Origin of the sequence: Streptomyces sp. NPDC050546 (assembly GCF_044457425.1) — a bacterium.
In the GTDB taxonomy this organism is placed as follows: Bacteria; Actinomycetota; Actinomycetes; order Streptomycetales; family Streptomycetaceae; genus Streptomyces.
In genome coordinates, this window is record NZ_JBITGX010000008.1 from 53512 (window position 1) to 75011 (window position 21500).

20 protein-coding genes are annotated in these 21500 nt (G+C 71.3%); 9 read left to right on the top strand and 11 right to left on the bottom strand.

Annotated elements, in window-relative coordinates; genetic code table 11:
* Positions 1 to 134: 134 nt before the first annotated feature.
* The 4 genes from ACIBK5_RS20780 to ACIBK5_RS20795 form a co-directional block, all read right to left on the bottom strand.
* Positions 135 to 362, bottom strand: a complete 228-nt coding sequence (locus ACIBK5_RS20780; RefSeq protein ID WP_399021350.1) for a hypothetical protein — start codon at positions 360 to 362, stop codon at positions 135 to 137.
* 399 nt (positions 363 to 761) lie between these two features.
* On the bottom strand, positions 762 to 1784 hold the full coding sequence (locus tag ACIBK5_RS20785; protein WP_399021351.1) for a hemolysin family protein: 1023 nt from the start codon (positions 1782 to 1784) through the stop codon (positions 762 to 764).
* A complete protein-coding gene (locus ACIBK5_RS20790) occupies positions 1781 to 3115 on the bottom strand; it encodes a hemolysin family protein (RefSeq protein WP_399021352.1) in 1335 nt (444 codons plus the stop codon). Before ACIBK5_RS20790 ends, ACIBK5_RS20785 begins: the two co-directional genes overlap by 4 nt.
* Before the next feature lie 212 nt (positions 3116 to 3327).
* On the bottom strand, positions 3328 to 3831 hold the full coding sequence (locus ACIBK5_RS20795) for a MarR family winged helix-turn-helix transcriptional regulator (RefSeq protein WP_399021353.1): 504 nt from the start codon (positions 3829 to 3831) through the stop codon (positions 3328 to 3330).
* Between the two features lie 119 nt (positions 3832 to 3950).
* On the opposite strand from ACIBK5_RS20795, the gene ACIBK5_RS20800 reads away from it, so the two are divergent.
* Positions 3951 to 4466, top strand: a complete 516-nt coding sequence (locus tag ACIBK5_RS20800; RefSeq protein ID WP_399021354.1) for a YceI family protein — start codon at positions 3951 to 3953, stop codon at positions 4464 to 4466.
* 102 nt (positions 4467 to 4568) lie between these two features.
* Here the strand turns inward: ACIBK5_RS20800 and ACIBK5_RS20805 are convergent, their stop codons facing one another.
* Positions 4569 to 8678, bottom strand: coding sequence for a molybdopterin-dependent oxidoreductase (locus tag ACIBK5_RS20805; protein ID WP_399021355.1), 4110 nt, complete (start codon positions 8676 to 8678; stop codon positions 4569 to 4571).
* A gap of 194 nt (positions 8679 to 8872) precedes the next feature.
* On the opposite strand from ACIBK5_RS20805, the gene ACIBK5_RS20810 reads away from it, so the two are divergent.
* The 4 genes from ACIBK5_RS20810 to ACIBK5_RS20825 all read left to right on the top strand — a co-directional run bounded on the left by ACIBK5_RS20810 (position 8873) and on the right by ACIBK5_RS20825 (position 11525).
* Positions 8873 to 9268: a cell division protein SepF gene (locus ACIBK5_RS20810; protein WP_031134653.1), complete on the top strand. Its 396-nt coding sequence runs from the start codon at positions 8873 to 8875 to the stop codon at positions 9266 to 9268.
* Positions 9269 to 9360: 92 nt separating this feature from the next.
* A complete protein-coding gene (locus ACIBK5_RS20815; protein WP_399021356.1) occupies positions 9361 to 10560 on the top strand; it encodes an ATP-binding protein in 1200 nt (399 codons plus the stop codon).
* A complete protein-coding gene (locus ACIBK5_RS20820) occupies positions 10553 to 10882 on the top strand; it encodes a nucleotide pyrophosphohydrolase (RefSeq protein ID WP_399021357.1) in 330 nt (109 codons plus the stop codon). The genes ACIBK5_RS20815 and ACIBK5_RS20820 overlap by 8 nt, the downstream gene beginning before the upstream one ends.
* A gap of 172 nt (positions 10883 to 11054) precedes the next feature.
* Positions 11055 to 11525: a DUF6099 family protein gene (locus ACIBK5_RS20825; RefSeq protein ID WP_399021358.1), complete on the top strand. Its 471-nt coding sequence runs from the start codon at positions 11055 to 11057 to the stop codon at positions 11523 to 11525.
* A 170-nt stretch (positions 11526 to 11695) separates the two neighbouring features.
* Here the strand turns inward: ACIBK5_RS20825 and ACIBK5_RS20830 are convergent, their stop codons facing one another.
* A complete protein-coding gene (locus ACIBK5_RS20830; RefSeq protein ID WP_399021359.1) occupies positions 11696 to 11869 on the bottom strand; it encodes a hypothetical protein in 174 nt (57 codons plus the stop codon).
* A 238-nt stretch (positions 11870 to 12107) separates the two neighbouring features.
* Here ACIBK5_RS20830 and ACIBK5_RS20835 point away from each other — a divergent pair, with 238 nt between their 5' ends.
* Positions 12108 to 13031: an LLM class F420-dependent oxidoreductase gene (locus ACIBK5_RS20835; RefSeq protein WP_399021360.1), complete on the top strand. Its 924-nt coding sequence runs from the start codon at positions 12108 to 12110 to the stop codon at positions 13029 to 13031.
* A gap of 243 nt (positions 13032 to 13274) precedes the next feature.
* Here the strand turns inward: ACIBK5_RS20835 and ACIBK5_RS20840 are convergent, their stop codons facing one another.
* The 3 genes from ACIBK5_RS20840 to ACIBK5_RS20850 form a co-directional block, all read right to left on the bottom strand.
* On the bottom strand, positions 13275 to 13718 hold the full coding sequence (locus ACIBK5_RS20840; protein ID WP_399021726.1) for a PleD family two-component system response regulator: 444 nt from the start codon (positions 13716 to 13718) through the stop codon (positions 13275 to 13277).
* A gap of 272 nt (positions 13719 to 13990) precedes the next feature.
* Positions 13991 to 14569, bottom strand: coding sequence for an RNA polymerase sigma factor (locus ACIBK5_RS20845; RefSeq protein ID WP_399021361.1), 579 nt, complete (start codon positions 14567 to 14569; stop codon positions 13991 to 13993).
* A complete protein-coding gene (locus ACIBK5_RS20850; RefSeq protein WP_399021362.1) occupies positions 14566 to 14817 on the bottom strand; it encodes a hypothetical protein in 252 nt (83 codons plus the stop codon). The genes ACIBK5_RS20845 and ACIBK5_RS20850 overlap by 4 nt, the downstream gene beginning before the upstream one ends.
* A 334-nt stretch (positions 14818 to 15151) precedes the next feature.
* On the opposite strand from ACIBK5_RS20850, the gene ACIBK5_RS20855 reads away from it, so the two are divergent.
* Positions 15152 to 15319 carry a DUF6924 domain-containing protein gene (locus ACIBK5_RS20855; protein ID WP_399021363.1) on the top strand — a complete coding sequence of 56 codons (168 nt, stop codon included), beginning with the start codon at positions 15152 to 15154 and terminating at the stop codon, positions 15317 to 15319.
* A gap of 12 nt (positions 15320 to 15331) precedes the next feature.
* Here the strand turns inward: ACIBK5_RS20855 and ACIBK5_RS20860 are convergent, their stop codons facing one another.
* Together ACIBK5_RS20860 and ACIBK5_RS20865 are read right to left on the bottom strand one after the other, a co-directional pair.
* Positions 15332 to 16246, bottom strand: a complete 915-nt coding sequence (locus tag ACIBK5_RS20860; RefSeq protein WP_399021364.1) for a S41 family peptidase — start codon at positions 16244 to 16246, stop codon at positions 15332 to 15334.
* Positions 16247 to 16511: 265 nt separating this feature from the next.
* On the bottom strand, positions 16512 to 17261 hold the full coding sequence (locus tag ACIBK5_RS20865; RefSeq protein ID WP_399021728.1) for an SAM-dependent methyltransferase: 750 nt from the start codon (positions 17259 to 17261) through the stop codon (positions 16512 to 16514).
* Between the two features lie 164 nt (positions 17262 to 17425).
* On the opposite strand from ACIBK5_RS20865, the gene ACIBK5_RS20870 reads away from it, so the two are divergent.
* A complete protein-coding gene (locus ACIBK5_RS20870) occupies positions 17426 to 18889 on the top strand; it encodes a 3' terminal RNA ribose 2'-O-methyltransferase Hen1 (protein WP_399021365.1) in 1464 nt (487 codons plus the stop codon).
* Positions 18886 to 21462 carry a polynucleotide kinase-phosphatase gene (locus tag ACIBK5_RS20875; protein WP_399021366.1) on the top strand — a complete coding sequence of 859 codons (2577 nt, stop codon included), beginning with the start codon at positions 18886 to 18888 and terminating at the stop codon, positions 21460 to 21462. Before ACIBK5_RS20870 ends, ACIBK5_RS20875 begins: the two co-directional genes overlap by 4 nt.
* Positions 21463 to 21500: the final 38 nt, after the last annotated feature.

The window sequence follows — 21500 nt, forward strand, 5'->3', positions numbered from 1 at the left end:
GACCCTCCGCGGTGTTACCCACCCCCGTCGTGTTCATATTTCCGTCACGTGCTTCGCGAATTCCCCAACATTGCGACCGTGGACAGCGCGAAGGGCCCCGGGAATCGTTCCCGGGGCCCTTCGCGGGGGGTTCGTCAGAGCGAGGTCGTGTGAACGCCCGCGTTGGCGCCGGCAGCGGCGCCCTCCGTCGACAGCGCAGCCTGCAGGTTCCCGCAGACCTCGGCGGTCAGCGGCCCGACCAGGCCGGCGGAGAGGCCGCCCGCCAGGCCCACGGAGGCGGCGCCGCCCGCGTTGCCGCCGGAGACCTGCTCCAGGTCCGCGTCGGAGAGCTCGGCGATGTCGACCCGGGGGGTGAGGTTCATGGGGGTGTTTCCCTTCGCGTGAATGTGCGCAATGGCGGAGCGGCGCGGGTGATCGCGGGATTCCGGGACCGGGATTCAGCGTCCGCGGTGCCGCCGTGCGCAGGATCAAAGCATTCCCCTGAGCGGAGGGCCAGCCGCATGCCGTCGCAGCGCCCGGCATTTCGGTGACCGCCTTCACCGCCATGACCACGGGGCCACCGAATTGCGCACCTTCCTTCACACACCCCGTCGCCCGGCGGCACACCGGTGTATTGCGCCCCGAATTCCGAAGCGGGCACTTCGGCGCCAAATTCCCATGCCCCCGGACGGACTTGGCGCCGGGTGCACCGGCCTACGGTGTCCTGGCGGGCGGTGTGCAGATGTGCTGGATGTTCGGTCCCGCCCCGTCAGGCCGCCCCGTCAGGCCGCCGCGGCCGGCTGCATCAGACGGGCCAGCAGGTCGTCCAGGGTGACCAGGCCGGTGAGCCCGCCGGCGGGGTCGCGGACGACGGCCAGGGACGCCCGGCGGCGGCGCAGCACCTCGATCGCGTCCGCGACCGTGGCCTCCTCCGCCAGCTCGGGCACCGGCCGGGCCAGCTCGCGCGCGGTCGTGGCACGCCCCCGGGCCCGGGCGACCAGGGCGTCACGGGCATGGACCGAGCCGAGGACGACGCCGTTCTCCCGGACGAGCAGCCGGGTGCGGTCGTGCTCGGCGGCGAAACGCAGCAGCGCGTCGACGTCCGCGCCGCCCTCGACCCAGGTGATCTCGGCGGCCGGGATCCGCAACGCCGCGACGGGCGTCTCCGGCTCGGTCAGTGAGCGGGTCAGCAGCTCCGAGTCGGTCGCGCTGATCAGGCCGAGGCGCTCGGACTCCTCCACCAGACGCGTCAGCTGCTCCCGGTCGTGCACCGAGGCCAGCTCGTCGCGCGGGGCCACCCGGCACAGCCGTACCAGCGCGTTGCTCACCGCGTTGAGCAGCCGGATCAACGGGCGCACGGCCCGCACCACGGCCCGGAAGGGCGGGGAGAGCAGCATCGCCGAACGCTCGGGGTGGGCGATCGCCCAGGACTTGGGCGCCATCTCGCCGACCACCATGTGCAGGAACACCACCACGACCATCGCCACGGCGAAGGCCACGCCGTAGCTCACGGCACTGGGCAGGCCCAGCTTGTGCAGCAGCGGGTCGAGTTCGTGCGAGATCGCCGGCTTCGACACCGAGCCCAGCCCCAGCGTGCACACGGTGATGCCCAGCTGCGCGCCGGCCAGCATCAGCGACAGCTCGCGGATACCGGCCAGTGCCGCCCCGGCACCGCGCCGCCCCTCGGCCGCCGCCTTCTCCATGCGGTGGCGTTTGGCGGCGACCAGCGCGAACTCGGCCGCCACGAAGAAGCCGCTGCCGATCAGCAGCAGCACGGTCACGAAGACCGCCATGGGGAAACTCACGCCATCTCCTCGGCTTCCACGAGCGGGCTGATCCGCACCCGGTCGGCCACGTGCCGGTCCAGTGTGCGGACGTCGATCACGGCCCGGCCGCCCTCGGGCAGCTCGACCGTGACGCTGTCGCCGACCGTCGGGAAGCGGCCGAGCCGGTCGACGACCAGTCCGGCCACGGTGTCGTAGTCGTCGTCCTCCGGCAGCCGGACGCCGGTGGCCTCGGCCACCTCGTCCAGCCGGCGGCCGGCGTCCACCAGCCAGCCGTCGCCGTCCGCTACGGCGAGCACGGTGACGGTGTCGGACTCGTCCGCGATGTCGCCGACCAGTTCCTCGGCGATGTCCTCGTAGGTGACGATGCCCGCCACGCCGCCGTGCTCGTCGAGGACGACCGCGAACTCGTCGTCCTGCTCCCGCATCCGCGTCACCGCGTCGGGCAGCGCGAGTGTGTCCGGCAGCAGCAGGGGCCGCCGGGCCGCCTCACCGGCGGTCGCGCCGGCGATGCGGGCGGCGGACAGCGCCATCAGCTCGCGCACGCCCAGCACACCCGCGATGTCGTCCGGGTGGTCGCCGAGGACGGGGTAGTTGGAGTGGCCGTGCTGGGCGATCAGGCCGATCGCCTCGTCGGCACCGGCGTCCTTGCGGACGAAGACCGCGTCGGCGCGCGGCACCATCACCTCGTCGAGGGAGCGCTCGGAGAACTCCAGCGCGTGATCCAGCAGCGCGGCGGTGTCCTTCGGCAGCGCGCCCCGCTCGTGGGACTCGCCGATCAGATGACCCAGCTCCTCCAGCGTGGCGCCGTGGTGCAGTTCCTCGACCGGCTCGATACCCACCTTGCGCAGCAGCTTGTTCGCCGCGTTGTCGAAGACGCGGACGACCGGGCCGACGACCTTCAGATACGCCAGCGTGGACGGGGCCAGCGCCTTCGCCAGCCGCTCGGGAACCGCGATCGCGAGGTTCTTCGGGGCCAGCTCGCCCAGCACCATCTGCACGACCGTGGCCAGCACGAAGGCGAGGACGACGGCGACACCGCTCACGGCCGCGTCGGGCAGGCCGAGCCCGGACAGGGCGGGCCGCAGCAGCGCGGACACCGACGGCTCGGCGATGAAGCCGACCACCAGACCGGTGACGGTGATGCCGAGCTGTGCGCCCGACAGCATGAACGACAGCCGCTCCAGCACCTTCAGGGCCCGGGCGGCCTTGCGGTCCCCGGCCTCGGCCGCCCGCGCGAGCGCGAGCCGGTCGGCGGAGACGTAGGCGAACTCCTGGGCCACGAAGTAGCCGGTGCCGGCGGTCAGCACGAACACGGCGAGCAGGCCCAGCAGGGCCTCAGCGGCACTCATGCAACACCACCCCGCCGTGTGCCGCGATCACTGGTGCCGTGGCGGGATGGTCGGGGACTGTGCCCCGGGGGGTCCGTCGGTCTGGCGGACAAGGAACTCGCTCCTCATGTGTGGTGTGTACTCGGGTCAACGACCGTCGCCGCGCCCGTGTTCCCGGATTCTACGACGCTGTAGAGAACAGTGCCCCGATCCGGGTCGGCAAGGGGTGCCCCTCACTCCGGGCGGGACTCCTCGGTGAGGTCCGGCACCAGCCCGCACAGCGCCGCGCGCTGGTCCGGGCCCATGAACCGGGCGAGCGATCGCGTGACCGTCTCGGCGAGCGGGCCGGAGGCCTCGGCCAGAAGACCCCGGGCCTTGTCCGTGAGGGCGACCTCGATACCGCGCTTGTCCCCGCACACCGACCTGCGGGTGACGAGGCCGGCGTGCTGGAGGCAGGCGATCTGGTAGGTGAGGCGGGTCTTGGGGCGGCCCAGGAGTTCCGCGACGCGCGTCATGCGCAGGCCGCCCTCGGGCTGCTCTGCGAGCAGGCACAGGATCAGGAACTCGTCGTGCGAGATGTCCAGCCTCTCCTTCACGGCTGCCCGCAGCCGCTGCTCCACCGCTCCCGTCGCGGCGAGCAGCAGCATCCAGGCGCGCAGCTCGGGGGGCAGCAGCCCGTTGCCCTCGGCGGAGGGACATCCGGGCAGGTCGGCGGGGTGCTCCTCGGGGTCGGCCATGCCGTCCAGTCTACGTGTCGTCCAAATTTGGAGCAGGGGGTTGTTCAAATTTGGACCAGCGGCTAGCGTGCACTCATTGCAGTCATCCAAATTTGGACGATACGAGTGGGAGAAGGATCATGACCATCGCCGTGGAAACCGGACTGTGGCAGCTCGACGCGACCGCCTCGACCGTCGGAATCCGGCACAGGACCATGTGGGGCCTGGTCACCGTGAAGGGCGGGTTCGGCGCGCTGACCGGCACGGGCGAGGTCCGGCCCGACGGGTCCGCCGTCGGCACCCTGACCTTCGACGTCGCCTCCCTCGACACCGGGAACGCCAAGCGCGACACCCATCTCAAGGGCGCCGACTTCTTCGACACGGACCACCACCCCGAGATCACCTTCGCGGCCCGCGGCGCCGAACTCCGCGACGGCGACCAGGTGCACGTCGACGGCCAGTTGACCGTGCGCGGCATCAGCAGGCCGCTGTCCCTCGTGGCACGCCTGACGGACGGGGACGCCGGCGGGCTCACCCTGAACACCGAGTTCAGCGTGGACCGGGACCAGTTCGGCATGGGCTGGAACCAGCTGGGCATGATCCGCGGCCTGACCACGGTCACCGCCGCCCTCCGATTCGTCCGCGCCACGGGCTGACGGCCTCAGTCCGCGACGTCGAGCGCGTTCACGGCGTCGCCGCAGACGCTGTCAGGTCCGGATGTGCGGCAGGCGTAGAAGGGCCCGGTGGTCCGGGCGGGGTCAGTACACGTCCCGTACGTACCGCTTGTCCGCCGCGAGCTGCTTCACGTACGCGGCGGCCTCCGGCTCGCTCAGCCCGCCGTGCGTCACCGCGATGTCCCTGAGCGCCCGGTCCACGTCCTTGGCCATACGGGAGGCGTCGCCGCACACGTAGAAGCGGGCACCCTCGCACAGCCAGTGCCACAGCTCGGGCCCGTGCTCGCGCATCCGGTCCTGCACATACACCTTGTTGCGCTGGTCGCGGGAGAAGGCGGTGTCCAGGCGGGTGAGGGTGCCCTCGTCGAGCAGCTCGGTCAGCTCGTCCTCGTAGTAGAAGTCGGTCGCGCGGTGCTGCTCGCCGAAGAACAGCCAGTTGGGAGCCCGGTGGCCGAGCGCCCGCCGCTCCTGGAGGAAGCCGACGAAGGGCGCGACGCCGGTGCCCGGGCCGACCATGACCATCGGCGTCGAGGCGTCGCCCGGGGGCCGGAAGTGCGGGGAGCGCTGCACGAACACGGGCACCTTCGTGTCCGCCCCGGCATCCGCGAGGAAGGGCGAGCAGACCCCGCCCCGCGCCCGGCCGTGCAGGTTCTCGTACCGCACCACGGACACCGTCAGCGACACCCGCCGGGCGTCGACCAGCGGGCTGGACGATATGGAGTACAGCCGTGGCTGGAGCCCCCGCAGCACCCCGGCCCACTCCTCGGCACTCGCCCGCACCGCGTACTCGGCGGCCACGTCCACGGCCTGCCGGCCCCAGCTCCACTGCGCGAGACCGTCCTTGTTGTCAGGCCGCAGCAGCCTGCGCAACTCGTGCTTGTCCCGGGCGCGTTCGGCGACGAAGCGCAGCAGGTCGGGCGTGATCCTCGTGATGTCGAAGTGCCGGTGCAGGGCCTCGGCGAACGGCACCTCGCCAACGCCCTTGACCCGCACGGTCGTTGTCGCGTCCAGACCGGTCACCGCCAGCCACTCGTCCACGAGGGCGGGCGCGTTGACCGGCCGCACGCCGAGCGCGTCACCGGCCTCGTACGCCAGGTCCGTCCCGCTCGTGTCGAAGGTGAACCGGCGGACCTCCTTGCCCGCGCCGGGCCGGCTGAGCAGCTGATTGCCGACGAGCCGTGCGGTGGCGGCGGGCTTGGAGCCGCTCCTCGGCTTCCCGGCCGGAGCCGGAGCCGGAGCCGGAGCCGACGTCGGGGCCTGGGCCGGGGCCGTGCTCGTGCCGCCCAGCGCCGAGAGCACCTGGTCGAGCCACTCCCCGGCGGAGGGCTCGTAGTCCGGCTCGCAGTCCGTACGCGGGGCCAGCCGCACCCCGCCCAGCTCGTCGAGCCGCGCGTCGAGCCGCCGCCCGTGCCCGCAGAAGTCGTCGTACGAGGAGTCCCCGAAGGCGAGCACGGCGTACCGCACCCCGTCCAGCCGCGGGGCCGGCTCGCCGGAGAGGGCGTCCCAGAGGCCGCTGCCGTTGTCGGGGGCGTCGCCGTCCCCGAAGGTGCTGGTGATGAAGAGCAGGTCGGCCGTGCGGGCGAGCGTCCCCACGTCGGCCTCGTCCATGCCGACGAGACGCACGCGGTGCCCGGTCGCGGTCAGGCGCTCGGCGGTGGCGGAGGCGAACTCCTCGGCGTTCCCGGTCTGCGAGGCCCACAGCACGACGATCTCGCGGCCTGCGGGTTCCCGCGGCGCGGCGGTCGCGGCCGGGGAGGTCCGGGAGTACATGCCGGCGAGGACCCCGTTGACCCACAGGGCGTGCTCGGGGGAGAAGGGCGCGTCGAGCGGCAGCACCGGGACACCTTCGAGGGCGCCCGAGCCGAGCCCGGCGAGGAAACCGGTGAGGTACCGCCGTTCCTGGGCGGAGAGGACCGGCGGAGGGGAGGGCTCCAGGCCGAAGGGATCGCCGGCGCCCGGAGTGACGGCCGTGGGCGTCAGGGCCGCGGAGGGCTCCGCGCGCACGGGTGTGGCCGCCTCCGGTACGGGCGTCGCCAGCTGCGCCGTCTTCGCCAGCGACACGGCGCAGACCTTGAACTCCGGCTGGAACGACAGCGGATCCACCGCGTCGCTCGTCACCGCGTTGATGCTCAGATACTCGCCGAACAGGTCGTTCCAGTGGAACGGCGCGAAGCAGCACCCCGGCCGCACCCGGTCCGTCACCACCGCGGGCAGCACCGCCCGCCCGCGCCGCGAGGCGACCTCGACCGGATCGCCCTCCACGACACCGAGCGCGGCCGCGTCCAGCGGGTGGAGCTCCACGAAGGGCCCGGAGTTCAGCTTGTTGAGCTTCGCGACCTTCCCGGTCTTGGTGAGCGTGTGCCACTGGTGCTGCACCCGCCCGGTGTTGAGCACGAACGGATAGTCGTCGTCCGGCATCTCGGCGGCGGGCAGCTGCGGCCGCGCGAAGAACACGCCCCGGCCGGAGGCCGTCGGAAAACGCAGACCCTCGTCACCGACGTACCGGACGGGATTGCGCTCCGGCCCGTCCTCGCGCGCGGCCGGCCACTGCACGGGCGTCTCGCGCAGCCGCTCGTAGGACACCCCGCGCAGGTCCCACCCGGTCTTCGGGTTCCAGAACCGCCGGATCTCCTCGAAGACCTGCTCGGCGCTGTCGTACGAGAACCCCTTCTCGTACCCCATCGCGCACGCCACCTCCGCGATGATCCGCCAGTCGGCCATCGCCTCCCCGGGCGGGTCCGCGGCCGGCCGGGTCAGCGTGAGGTTGCGCTCGCTGTTGACGAAGACGCCTTCCGCCTCGGTCCACATCGCGCCCGGCAGGACGACGTCGGCGTACGCGTTCGTCTCGGTGTCGGTGAACACGTCCTGCGTGACGACGAACTCGGCGGCCTCCAGACCCTCGATGACCGTACGGCGGTTGGCGACCGAGGCCACGGGGTTGGTGCAGATGATCCAGCAGGCCCTGATCTCCCCGTCGGCCATCTTCTGGAACATCTCGACGGTGCCCTTCCCGACACCGTCCTTCCGCAGGGTCCCCGGCGGCAGCTCCCACACGTCCTCGGTGAACGCCCGCTCCTCGTCCACGAGCACCGACCGCTGCCCCGGCAGCCCCGGGCCCATGTAACCCATCTCGCGCCCGCCCATGGCGTTGGGCTGACCGGTGAGGGAGAACGGCCCGGCGCCCGGGCGGCAGATCGCCCCCGTCGCCAGATGCAGATTGACCAGGGCGTTGGTGTTCCAGGTGCCGTGCGTGGACTGGTTGAGCCCCATGGTCCAGCAGCTCATCCACCGCTTGCCCGCCTCGCCGATCAACCGGGCGGCCGTCCGCAGATCGTCCTCCGCGATCCCGGTGGTCTCCGCGACCGCGGCCGGGGCGTAGTCGGCGAGGAACCCGGGCAGGGCCTCCCAGCCCTCGGTGTGCGCGGCCATGAACTCCGGGTCGGTGTGCCCGCCCTCGTGCAGCAGGTGCAGCAGACCGTTCAGCAGCGCCAGGTCGGTCCCCGGCCTGACCTGGAGGAACAGATCGGCCTTCGCGGCGGTCGCGGTGTGCCGTGGATCGACGACGATCAGCTTGGCGCCCGCCTTGACCCGCTCCATCATCCGCAGGAAGAGGATCGGATGGCAGTCGGCCATGTTCGAACCGATGACGAGAAAGCAATCCGCCTGATCGAAGTCCTCGTACGACCCGGGCGGCCCGTCCGCACCCAGCGACAGCTTGTAGCCGGTGCCCGCGCTCGCCATGCACAACCGCGAGTTCGACTCGATCAGGTTCGTCCGCACGAACCCCTTGGCCAGCTTGTTCGCCAGATACTGCGCCTCGAGGCTCAGCTGCCCCGAGACATAGAAGGCGACCGCGTCCGGCCCGTGCTCGTCGACGATCGCCCGCAGCCGCGCCGCGGTCTCGGTGATCGCGTCGGCCACCGGCGCCGGGACCGGCTCCTCGCCCCGGTCGTGCCGCACCAGCGCGCCGGTCAGCCGCCCGGGCGCGGCGAGCATGTCGGCCGTGGTCGCGCCCTTGGTGCACAGGCGCCCCGCGTTCGCCGGATGCGCCTTGTCGCCGGACGCCTTCAAGATCTTGCGCCGGCCGTCCGGCCCCGCCCCGACATCGAGGACGAGGCCGCAGCCCACACCGCAGTACGAGCAGACGGTGCGCACCTGCTTCGTCTCCTGCTGCGGCCGGGGAGTCGTGGTCATGCCGTCGACGGTACGAACACCCCGTTACGCAGGTGTGACATTGCTTGATCACGAGGAGTTACGCCCGTCACACAGCCGCCTTCCGGCCGTTGTGAGCTGCATTGAGGTCGCGGAGCGTGTCGCTGTTGGGCCGAACGGGTGACTCTGCGCAAGAATTGCCCGATGCAGACAGTCAGTGCGAGCCAGGACGGAGCATGCCGGTGAACAGCCACGATGTCACCGACGAACAGTGGGAGGGGCTCGCCCAGGTCGTGCCGCTGCGGGGCCGGGACGCCTGGCCGTCCTCCGTCGGCCACCGGTCCATACCCGAGGCCGAGACGGAGACGCGCCGCCGCTTCGTCGTCCTGCGGGTGAACGTCTTCGCCGACGCCCGGGACGTCGCCGAGCGGCTGATGGCGGGTGTCCCCGTGCTGCTCGACCTGACCGGCGCGGAGACGGAGGTCGCCAAACGTGTCCTCGACTTCAGCACGGGCGTCGTCTTCGGCCTGGCGAGCGGGATGCACCGCGTGGACCGCAACGTGTTCCTGCTGACGCCGGCCGGCACCGAGGTGACGGGGCTGATGGAGGGGGCCGGGCTTCCCGGGGTGTGACGCCTGCTCGACCGGTGTGACGGTAGCTCGATCGTAGGAACGCCCCGGAGACGGAACGGTTCGTCCTGTCGCCGGAGCCCTACCGTCCGGATATGACCCAGCCCCCCGCGCCCACACCCCCCACTTCCCCCGCACCGCCCGTACCGCCCGCACCTCCCGGTGCCCTTGCGCATCCCGACCGCCCCCGCCTCACCGAACTGCGCCTGGCCGCCTTCACCACCCACCGCCGCGCCGCGTTCCCGCTCGGGCCGCTGACCCTGCTCACCGGCCCCAGCGGCTGCGGCAAGACCAGCGCCCTGCGGGCGTACGAGGCCCTGGCCCGGCTCGGCGGCGGTGCCGGGCTCGGCGAGGCGTTCCCGGACCCCGTCGCCTGTGTGCCGGAGCGGGCCCGGCCCGACGCGCAGCGCCGCCGGGGCTTTCGCATCGGCTGCACGGCCGACGGCCCCGCGGGCCCGGTCCGGCTCGACGTGGCCGTGCAGGCCGAGCCCGAACTGCGGGTCGTGGGCGAGCGGTTGACGGCCGACGGCCTCGTCCTCCTGGAGACCGCCCTGCGCGACCCCGGGAAGCGCGCCGTGCAGGCCGCCTGGCACACGGCCGGGCCCACGCCGATGACCCGCGGCCCGCTGCCGGACGACCGGCTAGGCACCGCCCTGCTGCCGCTGCGTGTGGCAGGCAAGACACCCGGCCAGCGCAGGGTGCTGGCCGCGGCCGAGCAGATGGTCGTCGCCCTGCGCTCCGTCTTCGCCTGCGACCCCCGGCCCGACCGGATGCGCGGACCCGTACCGTCCGGCTCGGGCCGGCTGCTCGGTGGCTGCGGGAATCTCGCCGAGGTGCTCGGGCGCACCCGCAGCGAGTGCGGACGACGGCACGCGCTGTTCGTCGCGGCGGTACGCGCCGGCTGCGCCGGGCCGGTCGCGGACGTGCTCGCCCGGGCGGAGACGGCGACAGGGGCGGTCCGGGCGACGCTCGACCGGGGCGACGGCTTCCGTACGGACCTGCGACGCCTCGGGGACGGCGAACTGCGGTACGTCGCCCTCGCGTTGGTCCTGCTCACCGGACCGGGCGTGCTGGAGGTCGACCCGGCGGGCGAGGTGCCCGCCGCACTCCAGACGCTCACCGTCCTCGCCGACGGCTTCGACCGGGGCCTGGACGGACGGCAGCGGCTGGAACTGCTGCGGCTGGCGGCCCGGATGTGCGAGCGGGGGCACATCCGGCTCGTCGGCGCGGTCAGCGACGCCTCGTGGGCCGCCGGGACGGAGGGGGTCACGGTGGTACACCTGGACCGTGACTGATCCCCTGGACGTGGCCGGACTGCAACGCCGCCTGGCCGATTTCGCGGCCGCGCGGAACTGGCAGCAGTACCACACCCCCAAGAACCTGGTCGCCGCGCTCAGCGTGGAGGCCTCCGAACTGGTCGAGATCTTCCAGTGGTTGACCCCAGATGAGTCGGCCCGCGTCATGACCGACCCCGACACCGCGCACCGCGTCACCGACGAGGTCGCCGACGTGCTCGCGTATCTGCTCCAGCTCTGCGAGGTGCTCGGCATCGACCCGCTGGCCGCGCTGAACGCGAAGATCGACCGGAACGAGGGGAGGTTCCCGGCCCAGGAGTAGCAAAGTCCGCTTGTACGCTACGTAACCAAAATGCGGCCCGAATCCGAATTGTTGTCCGCTAATTTCCGTCTTCCTCTGGCTTTTCGTCTCAGGCCACTTCACTCTGGGTAGTGAATCAGTGAGTTCGGGCAGGCGGACGCGCGAAGCGCGTCGGACAAGACGGGGGCAGCGCATGGACGCGGTGCGGCTCATCGTGACGAGCAGGCGGTCCCTGGCCGCGGGCGGCGACCAGCGGGAGATCCTGGCCGAGGTGTGGCAGGCACAGGCCCTCGCGCAGGCGATAGGCAGCCGCCTCGCGGTCGCCGGACCGCCCGAACTGCGCGGCGAGGCACTGGGATTGACGGAGTTGGCGGGCCGGGGCTGCGGCGTCCTCGACCCGCCCGAACTGGCCCCCGGTGAGCTGCGGGCGGGCCAGCTCACCGAGTTGGGCGACGCCCGCCACACCCTGATGTTCCTCGGCGGCCTCCTCGGCGAGGTCGGCATCGCCCTCGTCGGCCTCGCCTGCGCCGCGGACGACGAGGGCACGTACTGGCAGTGCATGGAGGCCATCGACGCGGCGGACGAGTCCCGCGACCGCGTCCTCGAAATGCTCCGCAGGCTCGCGGACCGCGAACAGGTGGTACCGGAGCGGGAGGCGGGCTAGGCCAGGCGGTTGTCGTCCGGGTGCGGGCCGGTGGGGGTTCTTCGCGCAGTTCCCCGCGCCCCTTGAGGGCGTTGCCCCAGCCCCCAGCCCCCAGCCCCCAGCCCCCAGCCCCCAGCCCCCAGCCCCCAGCCCCCAGCCCCCAGCCCCCAGCCCCCAGCCCCCTCCAGCCCTCAGCCCGCTGAACCCTCTTCGTCGGCCCCCCGGCCGCCATCCCCCGCTGCCTGAAGATCCGCGTCCAACGCCGACAGATCCGCGTTCAACGCCGCCATCAGCTCCTCCATCTGCTGCAACAGCCCTTTCGGCTGCCCGGTACCGCCCTGCTGCGGCACGGTCTCTTCGGACATGACGGCCTCCTCGGCCCATGGCCCCCGGAGAGGCCGACGCGGGTGACGCCCCGGCGGTCGGCGGCCGGTGCGGAAGCCGGGGGCTCCGGCTCCGCCCGAGCCAACGATCACCACCGGGGCCGGTCACTGGCCCGGTCAGGCGGGAGCAGCGGTATGGACGTAATTTCACCCGACCGGGGCGCGCGGGGGACAGGGGACCGACCTCGTCGCCCCGCACCGCGGCGTGCAGGATGGAAGCATGGATCTCCGCATCTTCACCGAGCCCCAGCAGGGGGCCACCTATGACACGCTGCTCGCCGTCGCCAAGGCCACCGAGGACCTCGGCTTCGACGCCTTTTTCCGGTCGGACCACTACCTCCGTATGGGCGGCGGCGACGGCCTCCCCGGCCCCACCGACGCCTGGCTCACCCTGGCCGGACTCGCCCGTGAGACCAAGCGGATCCGGCTCGGCACCCTGATGACCGCCGGCACCTTCCGGCTGCCCGGCGTGCTCGCCATCCAGGTCGCCCAGGTCGACCAGATGTCCGGCGGCCGCGTCGAACTCGGCCTCGGCGCCGGCTGGTTCGAGGAGGAGCACAAGGCCTACGGCATCCCGTTCCCCAAGGAGAAGTTCGCCCGCCTCGAGGAACAGCTGGAGATCGTCACCGGCCTCTGGTCGACGGAAGTCGGCAAGACCTTCGACTTCCACGGCACCCACTACGACCTCACGGACTCTCCCGCGCTGCCCAAGCCCGCGCAGCAGAAGATTCCCGTGCTCGTCGGCGGTCACGGCGCCACCCGCACCCCGCGGCTGGCCGCGCGGTACGCCGACGAGTTCAACATGCCCTTCGCCTCCGTCGAGGACAGCGAGCGCCAGTTCGGCCGGGTACGCGCCGCCGCCGAGGAGGCCGGCCGCGACGGCGACGACCTGACCTACTCCAACGCCCTCGTCGTCTGCGTCGGCCGGGACGAGGCGGAGGTCGCCCGCCGGGCCGCCGCGATCGGCCGCGAGGCCGACGAGCTGAAGCTCAACGGGCTGGCCGGCTCCCCGTCCGAGGTCGTCGACAAGATCGGCCGCTACGCCGAGATCGGCGCCCAGCGGATCTACCTCCAGATCCTCGACCTGGACGACCTCGACCACCTGGAGCTGATCTCCTCGCAGGTGCAGTCGCAGCTGTCGTAGCGTCAGGCCCGCCGGGGCCGGGCGAGAGTGACGGCCCTGCGGAAGAGCCTGGATACGGCGGAGTGTCTGTCGTGCGGGGCGCGGTAGACGCCGGGAGTGGAGCATCCGGCGAGGGCTGTCCACTGCTCGCCGAAGTGCCGGACGTGGGCCTGGCGGCAGCGACAGTGAGCGTTCAGAACAGCGTCACCGTGACGCTGTTCTGAACGTTGACGTGTCCACGGCGTGGGCGCGGCCCGATGGGCCTCACCGGCTTCGGCCGTGAGAAACCGCGGCCCTCTCTGAGTGCTGAGCGTGTTGGGCTTCTGAGTGCTCGGGGTTCCCGGCGCGATCCCCCTGCGGCCTGGTGAATCGTCGTACCAGGGTGACGAGTTCGCGGGGGTCGAAGGGTTTGCCCAGGAACGCGTCGACACCGACCTTGAGACCGGCCTCGACCTCGTGCTGCGTACAGGCGCTGACGATGGCGATGGGAAGATCACGGGTACGGGGATCGGCCCGCAGCAGGGCAGCAGTGCGTAGCCCGTCCAGCCGGGGCATCACGACGTCGAGGAGCACGAGGTCGGGCCTTACGTGATGGACGACCTCCAGGCACTCCGCACCATCCGCGGCAGATTCGACCTCGAACCCCTCCAGCTCGAGATTGACCCTGATCAGCTGCCGGATGACTCTGTTGTCGTCCACGACAAGCACCCGACCTGACGCGCCTGGCCGAAGGGGAGAGCGTGTCCGGATGCCTTCGGAAACTGCCAACTCCTCGCCCGGTTTCTGGGCTGACCCTGACTGCGCTCCGTCGGGAGGCGACTCGGGATCCCTCTCCACACGCTGTGTCATCCAGTCGAGCAACGCCTCACGCCGACTGTCGAGGTCGGCTGTATCCACCCTGACGGCGGACTCGGCTTGCTGCAGGGCGTGGCCGATACCCGCGTCCAGCTCGTTGGAGCGGCCGTGCTGGGACTGGTTGCTCATGCGCGCGCCTCCTTTCGCAGTCCAGTGGGCGCCTTGTGCCGGTCATCCACGAAGGGCCCGAGCTCTTCTCGGAGTCTTCGGCGGGCCTCGGACACGTGCTTACGGACGCCGGACGGCGCTATCTCAAGGAGTTCGGCGATTGCCGACTGAGTGTGCTCCTCCAAGAAGTACAGCACGGCGATGCGCCTGCGTGCTGTCGGTAGTCCGTTGATCACGCGTAGGCAGTGATCCGCCGCCAGCCGCAACAGAGCCAGATCTGCCGGGTCAAGCGCAGCACGGTGGTAGCGCGCGGCTAGTGCGGGCTGAAGCCTGCTGAGATTCTCGGAGCGCCGGATGCCGTCGATCCACATGTTCTTGCTTGTCCGGCGTAACCATGCTCGCTGCGCCTCCGGTTCGCGCGGTCCGACCGTGGACCAGGCCAGTGCGGCCGCCTCGAAGGCTCGGCTGACCAGGTCACCCGCTTCTGCGGTGTTGTTGGTGATCACAGTGGTGTATCGGACAAGTCCCTCGGCCTCCCGGTCCCATAGGGCCGCGACTTGGTCTGCGGTGTCCTTCGTGATGCTCGACTGGGTCACCCGCTTTCCTCGTTCCGCTCCACCTGTGACGGGTTGCCGATCTGGACTCTCATTCCCGGTCCGCCCCTGCCCTCCTCCTGTACGACCACCGTGCCTGAGGGCGCATGACGCACGAGCGCCAGCAGCGTGGTCCTGCGCTGCCGTTCAGCCAAGGCTGATTCGACGGCCGCCACAGCGGCGATCAGACACAGCACGACCCAGGTGCCGGGCTCCACTGCCAGCGGCCACAGCCAGCCGAGCCATCCCATCCAACTTCCCCAAGCGACTTTCACATCACCAGATCGAGCGAGACAGCCAAAGTGCTGCCCTCCAACCCAAGATTCTTCTCCGTGCCTCGCTCGTCAGCCCACCTGCACTCGCCGCGGAGGCAGCGAGGAAGCCGCGTGGTCATGTGGGACCCCTTGTCCGGAACAGCACGAACCGCGCCGCGGTAGGGACGGCTGCTGTCCCGCGAACGACTCGTCCGCCCCACCTCATGAGGCACCCTCTATTCCGGTTCAGCTGAAGAACAGCCGTGAGGCCTAGCCGTCAATATCTGCTGCTACCGGGTTGATTCGCCGGGTCAGCGGTACTGTCCACGTAATGAGCCAGTTCCCCTGCACGTTGGAAGCCCTCGTCGTGCGTACCGACTTCTCGGCAGACGGTGCTTGGGAGGCTCTGCGGGCGGCGCTGTTCTCGCCCAGCGAGGACGGCTTCTTGGCCAACGTCGCCCTCGTCGATGACCGGCAGTACGAGGGGACTGTCGCTTGACCAGGCTCTCGCCTACGCGCAGCCGGGCTGCTCGGACAACCATTGCGTTGCCGCTTCCAAGACGTGATCCTTGCTTCCCCCGCGCCCGAGGTTGGCGACGACTGGCTGGTCAGGCGGAATGGGGCTGTCGTAGGCACGCCCCGTGCGGTCGGCATCCATCACCTCCGTCAGGTTGAGGATCGCCCCGTCGGACAGTCGATGCTGAGCGTTGCCGGTGGGGACGCCTGTGGTGTCCTCGCCGAAGGAGCGCGTATCAGGGCGCCCGCGGAACGCCACAGTCACCGCCTCCCCGGAACTTGCAGTGGAACGGCTGGTGAGCACCGCGACAGGGGCGGATCCGCCGCCAACGGGAGGACTCGTTCCCCAGCCGGTGGATTCCCCGTCCAGACGAGGGCTGCCTTGCTCGATGGACCACACCGTCCTTTTGCCGTCCGCATCGACGAACGACCCGACGTCGCCGTCACCGAGGATCGGTCCCACGACGGCAAGCATCGGCCACATGTTGCCACCGCGGTTGCGGCGCAGGTCGATCACCCAGCCGCAGGTGTTCGGACGACTGGCCTTTGCCACGGCATCTCGCCCCTCCCGCACGTACTGCTGGATGACCGTCTCAGATCCCTGGACGCCGGGGAGCGACAGATACCCCATCCGGCCGGCCAACGCCCGCCCTTCCACAGGGTTGCGGATCTGCTCGTCCCCGTGCAGCTCTTTCGCCCTCTTCGGGTCGTAGAAGCCGCTGTGCCCGTCTCCCAATCTGCCCAGGGCCGCCTCAATGGCCCGATAGGTATCGCCAGGACGCTGCGCGCTGCCCGCTTCGTTGATCGCTCTTCGCCGTACCTCAGCCCAGTCGACATCATCGCGGCGGAGTGCGTTGTCCTCCATGACGGTCAACGCGGTGGACAGGTAGGACCGAGCCTCGTCAGACATTGCCGCCCCCGGAGTCGACGCTTCCTCTCCCGAGCACCCGGCCCCAGCAGCGAGAACACACACCAACCCGGCAACCCTCAAACGCAGCAAACGGCCCCGAACCATGCGCCCTCCCCAGTCAGCCAAACCGGTCGACCCATTGGTGACCCCAACTCCTGATGGTCAGTGCGCGGCCGACCCTGGTCCGGCAACAGGCTCCAAGGCCGGCACGGCACCTCGGCCGTCCGGCGGATCGGGCCGTGGAGCGCGATCCGCCGGGCCCCGGTCAGGGCTTGCGGGCGACCGCCACGTAGAGGGGGATCTCCTCGCCTCCGTCCCCTCCCGGCGATTCGCCGAGCTCGGGGTGCCACCGTGCGGCCAGGACCACACCGGGGTCCACCAGCTCCAGGCCGGTGAAGAACTCCGAGAACTCTCCGAGGCCGCGCACCTGTGCCGCCGTGCCGCCCTTGCGGTACACCTCGACGACCCGCTCCCAGGTCTCCGGGTCGAAGTCCCCTGTCGCGTGGGACAGCGTCAAGTGGCTTCCGGAAACCAGGGGTTCGAGCAGCTCGCGCACGATCCGGCGGGGCTCGTCCTCGTCCGCGACCAGGTGCAGCAGGGCCACGAGGGACAGTGCGACCGGCCGGCTGAAGTCGAGGGTCTCCCGGGCCGTCGCGATGATCTTTCCGGGGTCCCGCACATCGGCCTGGACATAGGCGGTCCTTCCCTCCGGCGCGCTGTGCAGCAGAGCCTCGGCGTGGCGGAGAACGATCGGGTCGTTGTCCGCGTAGACCACCCGGGCGTCGGGGGCGATCCCCTGGACGATCTGGTGCAGGTTCGGCTCGGTCGGGATGCCGGTCCCGATGTCGAGGAACTGGCGGATGCCCCGCTCGGCCAGTAACCGGGAGGCGCGGTGCATGAAGGCGCGATTGGTCCGCGCCATCGCGCTCACGGCCGGGAAGTGCGAGGTCACCTGCTCGGCCGCCGCCACGTCGACCGGATAGTTGTCCTTCCCACCGAGAAAGTAGTCGTACATCCGCGCCGAATGGGGCTTGCTGGTGTCGATGGTGCCCACAGTCGCACATCCTCCCTCGAACGCCCGGTCGACCGGAGGCTAGCGAAAATTCCCGGATGCTGCCGATGTTCCCTCTGTACGGTGAGTGGATCCGCAGTTCAGCCCCTACTTCGAGGCTCACCATCGTGTTTCTGACCATCACCACGACCGGCACTCCGGAACGCCCCGCCACCGATCTCGGCTACCTGCTGCACAAGCATCCCGAGAAGGCGCAGGTGTTCTCCACCTCCTACGGCACGGCCCACGTCCTCTACCCCGAGGCGGACGCCGAGCGCTGCACGGCGGCGCTGCTGCTGGAGGTGGACGCCGTGGCGCTGGTCAGGCGCGGCAAGGGCAAGGGCCGGGGCGGCGCCCCGGACGCGGCACTCGCGCAGTACGTCAACGACCGCCCGTACGCCGCCTCCTCCCTCCTCGCCGTGGCGCTGAGCAGCGTCTTCTCCAGCGCGATGAAGGGCGTCTGCAACGCCCGGCCCGAACTGCCCGCCGCACCCCGGCCGTTGCGTATCGAGGTGCCGGCACTGCCCGCCCGCGGTGGCCCCGACCTCGTACGCGGCCTGTTCGAGCCGCTCGGCTGGACCGTCACCGCCGAACCCGTGCCGCTGGACACCGAGTTCCCGCAGTGGGGCGACTCCCGCTACGTCCGACTCGAACTGGAGTCCACGGACCGTACCCTCGCCGAGGCCCTGCGCCACCTCTACGTCCTGCTCCCGGTCCTGGACGACGCCAAGCACTACTGGGTCGCCCCCGACGAGGTCGACAAGCTGCTGCGCGCCGGTGAGGGCTGGCTGCCCGGCCACCCGGAGCAGAAACTGATCACCAGCCGCTACCTGGCACGCCGCTGGTCGCTGACCCGTGCCGCGACGGAGCGCCTGGAACTGGTGCGCCTGGCCGAGACGGACGACAGCGAGGTCGAGGAGATCGACAACGCGGTCGAGGCGGAGACCGAGACCGAGGAACGGCCGACCCCGCTGGCCGTACAGCGCCGGGAGGCCGTCACCGCCGCGCTCAAGGCGTCCGGGGCCGCCCGGGTCCTGGATCTTGGCTGCGGCCAGGGCCAGCTGGTGCAGAGCCTGCTCAAGGACCCGGCGTTCACCGAGATCGTGGGCGTGGACGTCTCGATGCGGGCGCTCACCATCGCCTCCCGGCGGCTCAAGCTGGACCGCATGGGGGAGCGGCAGGCCGCGCGCGTCAAGCTCTTCCAGGGCTCGCTCGCCTACACCGACCGCCGGATCAAGGGCTACGACGCCGCCGTGCTCAGCGAGGTCATCGAGCACCTCGACCTGCCCCGGCTGCCGGCCCTGGAGTACGCCGTGTTCGGCTCGGCCCGCCCGCGCACGGTCCTCGTGACGACCCCGAACGTCGAGTACAACGTGCGCTGGGAGAGCCTCCCGGCCGGCCACGCCCGGCACGGCGACCACCGCTTCGAGTGGACCCGGGCGGAGTTCCGGTCCTGGGCGGATTCGGTGGCCGAACGCCATGGATACACGGCAGCGTTCCTGCCCGTCGGCCCCGACGACCCCGAGGTGGGGCCGCCCACCCAGATGGCCGTGTTCACCCTGACCACCCCGAAGGAGGCGAAGGCGGCATGACCGACGTACGCGAGGGACGGGTCCTGCCCGTCACCGACCTCTCCCTGGTGGTGCTCGTCGGCGCCTCCGGCTCCGGCAAGTCCACCTTCGCCCGCAGGCACTTCAAGCCCACGGAGATCATCTCGTCCGACTTCTGCCGCGGCCTCGTCTCGGACGACGAGAACGACCAGGGCGCCACCAAGGACGCCTTCGACGTCCTGCACTACATCGCGGGCAAGCGCCTCGCCGCCGGACGCCGCACGGTCGTGGACGCGACCAGCGTGCAGCCCGACGCCCGCCGCCAGCTGATCGACCTGGCCAGGCAGTACGCCGTCCTGCCGATAGCCATCGTGCTCGACGTGCCCGAGGAGGTGTGCGCCGAGCGCAACGCGGGCCGCACCGACCGCGCCGACATGCCCCGCCGCGTCATCCAGCGCCACACCCGGGAACTGCGCCGATCCCTCAGGCACCTGGAGCGCGAGGGTTTCCGCAAGGTGCACGTCCTGCGGGGCGTCGACGAGGTCGAGCACGCCACGATCGTCACCGAGAGGCGCTTCAACGACCTGACCCACCTCACCGGCCCCTTCGACATCGTCGGCGACATCCACGGCTGCGCCGCCGAACTGGAGTCGCTGCTCGGCAAGCTGGGCTACACCGACGGGGTCCACCCCGAGGGCCGTACCGCGGTCTTCGTCGGCGACCTGGTCGACCGCGGCCCCGACAGCCCGGGCGTGCTGCGCCGCGTCATGGCGATGGTGAAGTCCGGCAACGCCCTGTGCGTGCCCGGCAACCACGAGAACAAGTACGGCCGTCACCTGCGCGGCCGCAAGGTCCAGCACACCCACGGCCTCGCCGAGACCATCGAGCAGATGGCGGGCGAGAGCGAGGAGTTCGTCGCCGAGGTACGGGAGTTCCTCGACGGCCTCGTCAGCCACTACGTCCTCGACGGCGGCCGGCTGGTCGTCTGCCACGCCGGGCTGCCCGAGAAGTACCACGGCCGCACCTCCGGCCGGGTCCGCAGCCACGCCCTGTACGGCGACACCACCGGGGAGACCGACGAGTTCGGGCTGCCGGTGCGCTACCCGTGGGCGGAGGACTACCGGGGCCGGGCCGCCGTCGTCTACGGCCACACCCCCGTCCCGGAGGCCACCTGGCTCAACAACACCATCTGCCTGGACACCGGCGCCGTCTTCGGCGGCAAGCTCACCGCGCTGCGCTGGCCGGAGCGCGAGCTGGTCGACGTAGCGGCGGAGCGCGTCTGGTACGAGCCGGTGAAGCCGCTGCGCAGCGAGGCCCCCGGCGGGCACGACGGCCGTCCGCTGGACCTGGCGGACGTGCACGGCCGCCGGGTCGTGGAGACCCGGCACCAGGGCCGGATCTCGATCCGCGAGGAGAACGCGGCGGCGGCCCTCGAGGTCATGAGCCGCTTCGCGGTGGACCCGCGCCTGCTGCCGTACCTCCCGCCCACCATGGCCCCGACGGCGACCAGCAAGGTCGACGGCTACCTGGAGCACCCGGTGGAGGCCTTCGCGCAGTACGCGGCGGACGGTGTCGAGCGGGTCGTGTGCGAGGAGAAGCACATGGGATCGCGGGCGGTGGCCCTGGTGTGCCGTGACGCGGAGACGGCCCGCAGGCGCTTCGGCGGTGGGGGTACCTCCCGCTCGAGCGCAGCCGAGAGTGGGGGAGGCCCCACCGGGTCCCTCTACACCCGCACCGGCCGCCCGTTCCTCGACGACGACGCCCTCACCTCGGAGATCCTCGACCGGCTGCGCACCGCGATCGGCGAGGCCGGCCTCTGGGACGAACTGGCCACCGACTGGCTGCTGCTGGACGCCGAACTGATGCCCTGGTCGCTGAAGGCGTCCGGGCTGCTGCGGTCGCAGTACGCCGCCGTGGGTGCCGCCTCCGGCGCGGTGCTCCCGGGAGCACGGGCCGCGCTGGAGGGCGCCGCCGCGCGGGGCGTGGACGTGACCGGCCTGCTGGCCCGCACCCGCGAACGGTCCGCCGACGCCGCCGCGTTCACCGAGGCGTACCGCCGCTACTGCTGGACCACGGACGGCCTGGACGGCGTGCACCTGGCGCCGTTCCAGATCCTCGCCGTCCAGGGCCGCAGCCTCACGGCCCTGCCCCACGACGAGCAGCTCGCCCTGCTCGACCGGCTCGTCGAGCACGACGGCAGCGGCCTGCTCCGGACCACCCGGCGGCTGTACGTCGACACCGCCGACCCGGAATCCGTCCGGGCCGGCGTCGACTGGTGGCTGGAGATGACCGGCCGCGGCGGCGAGGGCATGGTCGTCAAGCCCATCGGCGCACTCGTCCGCGACCCCCAGGGCCGTCTCGTCCAGCCCGGCATCAAGTGCCGCGGCCGCGAGTACCTGCGGATCATCTACGGCCCCGAGTACACCCGCCCGGAGAACCTGGCCCGCCTGCGCTCGCGGTTCCTCAACCACAAGCGGTCCCTGGCGATCCGCGAGTACGCCCTGGGCCTGGAGGCCCTGGACCGGCTGGCCGACGGCGAACCGCTGTGGCGGGTGCACGAGGCGGTGTTCGGTGTACTGGCCCTGGAGTCGGAGCCGGTGGACCCGCGGTTGTGAGCCGTGGCTTCCCAACAGTCCCTGGTGAACCGTTGGTT

Bases quoted from the DNA above. Each gene is read 5' to 3' on its own strand.
- ACIBK5_RS20780 (WP_399021350.1), bottom strand. From the start codon at position 362: ATGAACCTCACCCCCCGGGTCGACATCGCCGAGCTCTCCGACGCGGAC.
- ACIBK5_RS20790 (WP_399021352.1), bottom strand. From the start codon at position 3,115: ATGAGTGCCGCTGAGGCCCTGCTGGGCCTGCTCGCCGTGTTCGTGCTG.
- ACIBK5_RS20795 (WP_399021353.1), bottom strand. From the start codon at position 3,831: ATGGCCGACCCCGAGGAGCACCCCGCCGACCTGCCCGGATGTCCCTCC.
- ACIBK5_RS20800 (WP_399021354.1), top strand. From the start codon at position 3,951: ATGACCATCGCCGTGGAAACCGGACTGTGGCAGCTCGACGCGACCGCC.
- ACIBK5_RS20805 (WP_399021355.1), bottom strand. From the start codon at position 8,678: ATGACCACGACTCCCCGGCCGCAGCAGGAGACGAAGCAGGTGCGCACC.
- ACIBK5_RS20810 (WP_031134653.1), top strand. From the start codon at position 8,873: ATGCCGGTGAACAGCCACGATGTCACCGACGAACAGTGGGAGGGGCTC.
- ACIBK5_RS20815 (WP_399021356.1), top strand. From the start codon at position 9,361: ATGACCCAGCCCCCCGCGCCCACACCCCCCACTTCCCCCGCACCGCCC.
- ACIBK5_RS20825 (WP_399021358.1), top strand. From the start codon at position 11,055: ATGGACGCGGTGCGGCTCATCGTGACGAGCAGGCGGTCCCTGGCCGCG.
- ACIBK5_RS20830 (WP_399021359.1), bottom strand. From the start codon at position 11,869: ATGTCCGAAGAGACCGTGCCGCAGCAGGGCGGTACCGGGCAGCCGAAA.
- ACIBK5_RS20835 (WP_399021360.1), top strand. From the start codon at position 12,108: ATGGATCTCCGCATCTTCACCGAGCCCCAGCAGGGGGCCACCTATGAC.
- ACIBK5_RS20850 (WP_399021362.1), bottom strand. From the start codon at position 14,817: ATGGGATGGCTCGGCTGGCTGTGGCCGCTGGCAGTGGAGCCCGGCACC.
- ACIBK5_RS20855 (WP_399021363.1), top strand. From the start codon at position 15,152: ATGAGCCAGTTCCCCTGCACGTTGGAAGCCCTCGTCGTGCGTACCGAC.
- ACIBK5_RS20860 (WP_399021364.1), bottom strand. From the start codon at position 16,246: ATGTCTGACGAGGCTCGGTCCTACCTGTCCACCGCGTTGACCGTCATG.
- ACIBK5_RS20865 (WP_399021728.1), bottom strand. From the start codon at position 17,261: ATGTACGACTACTTTCTCGGTGGGAAGGACAACTATCCGGTCGACGTG.
- ACIBK5_RS20875 (WP_399021366.1), top strand. From the start codon at position 18,886: ATGACCGACGTACGCGAGGGACGGGTCCTGCCCGTCACCGACCTCTCC.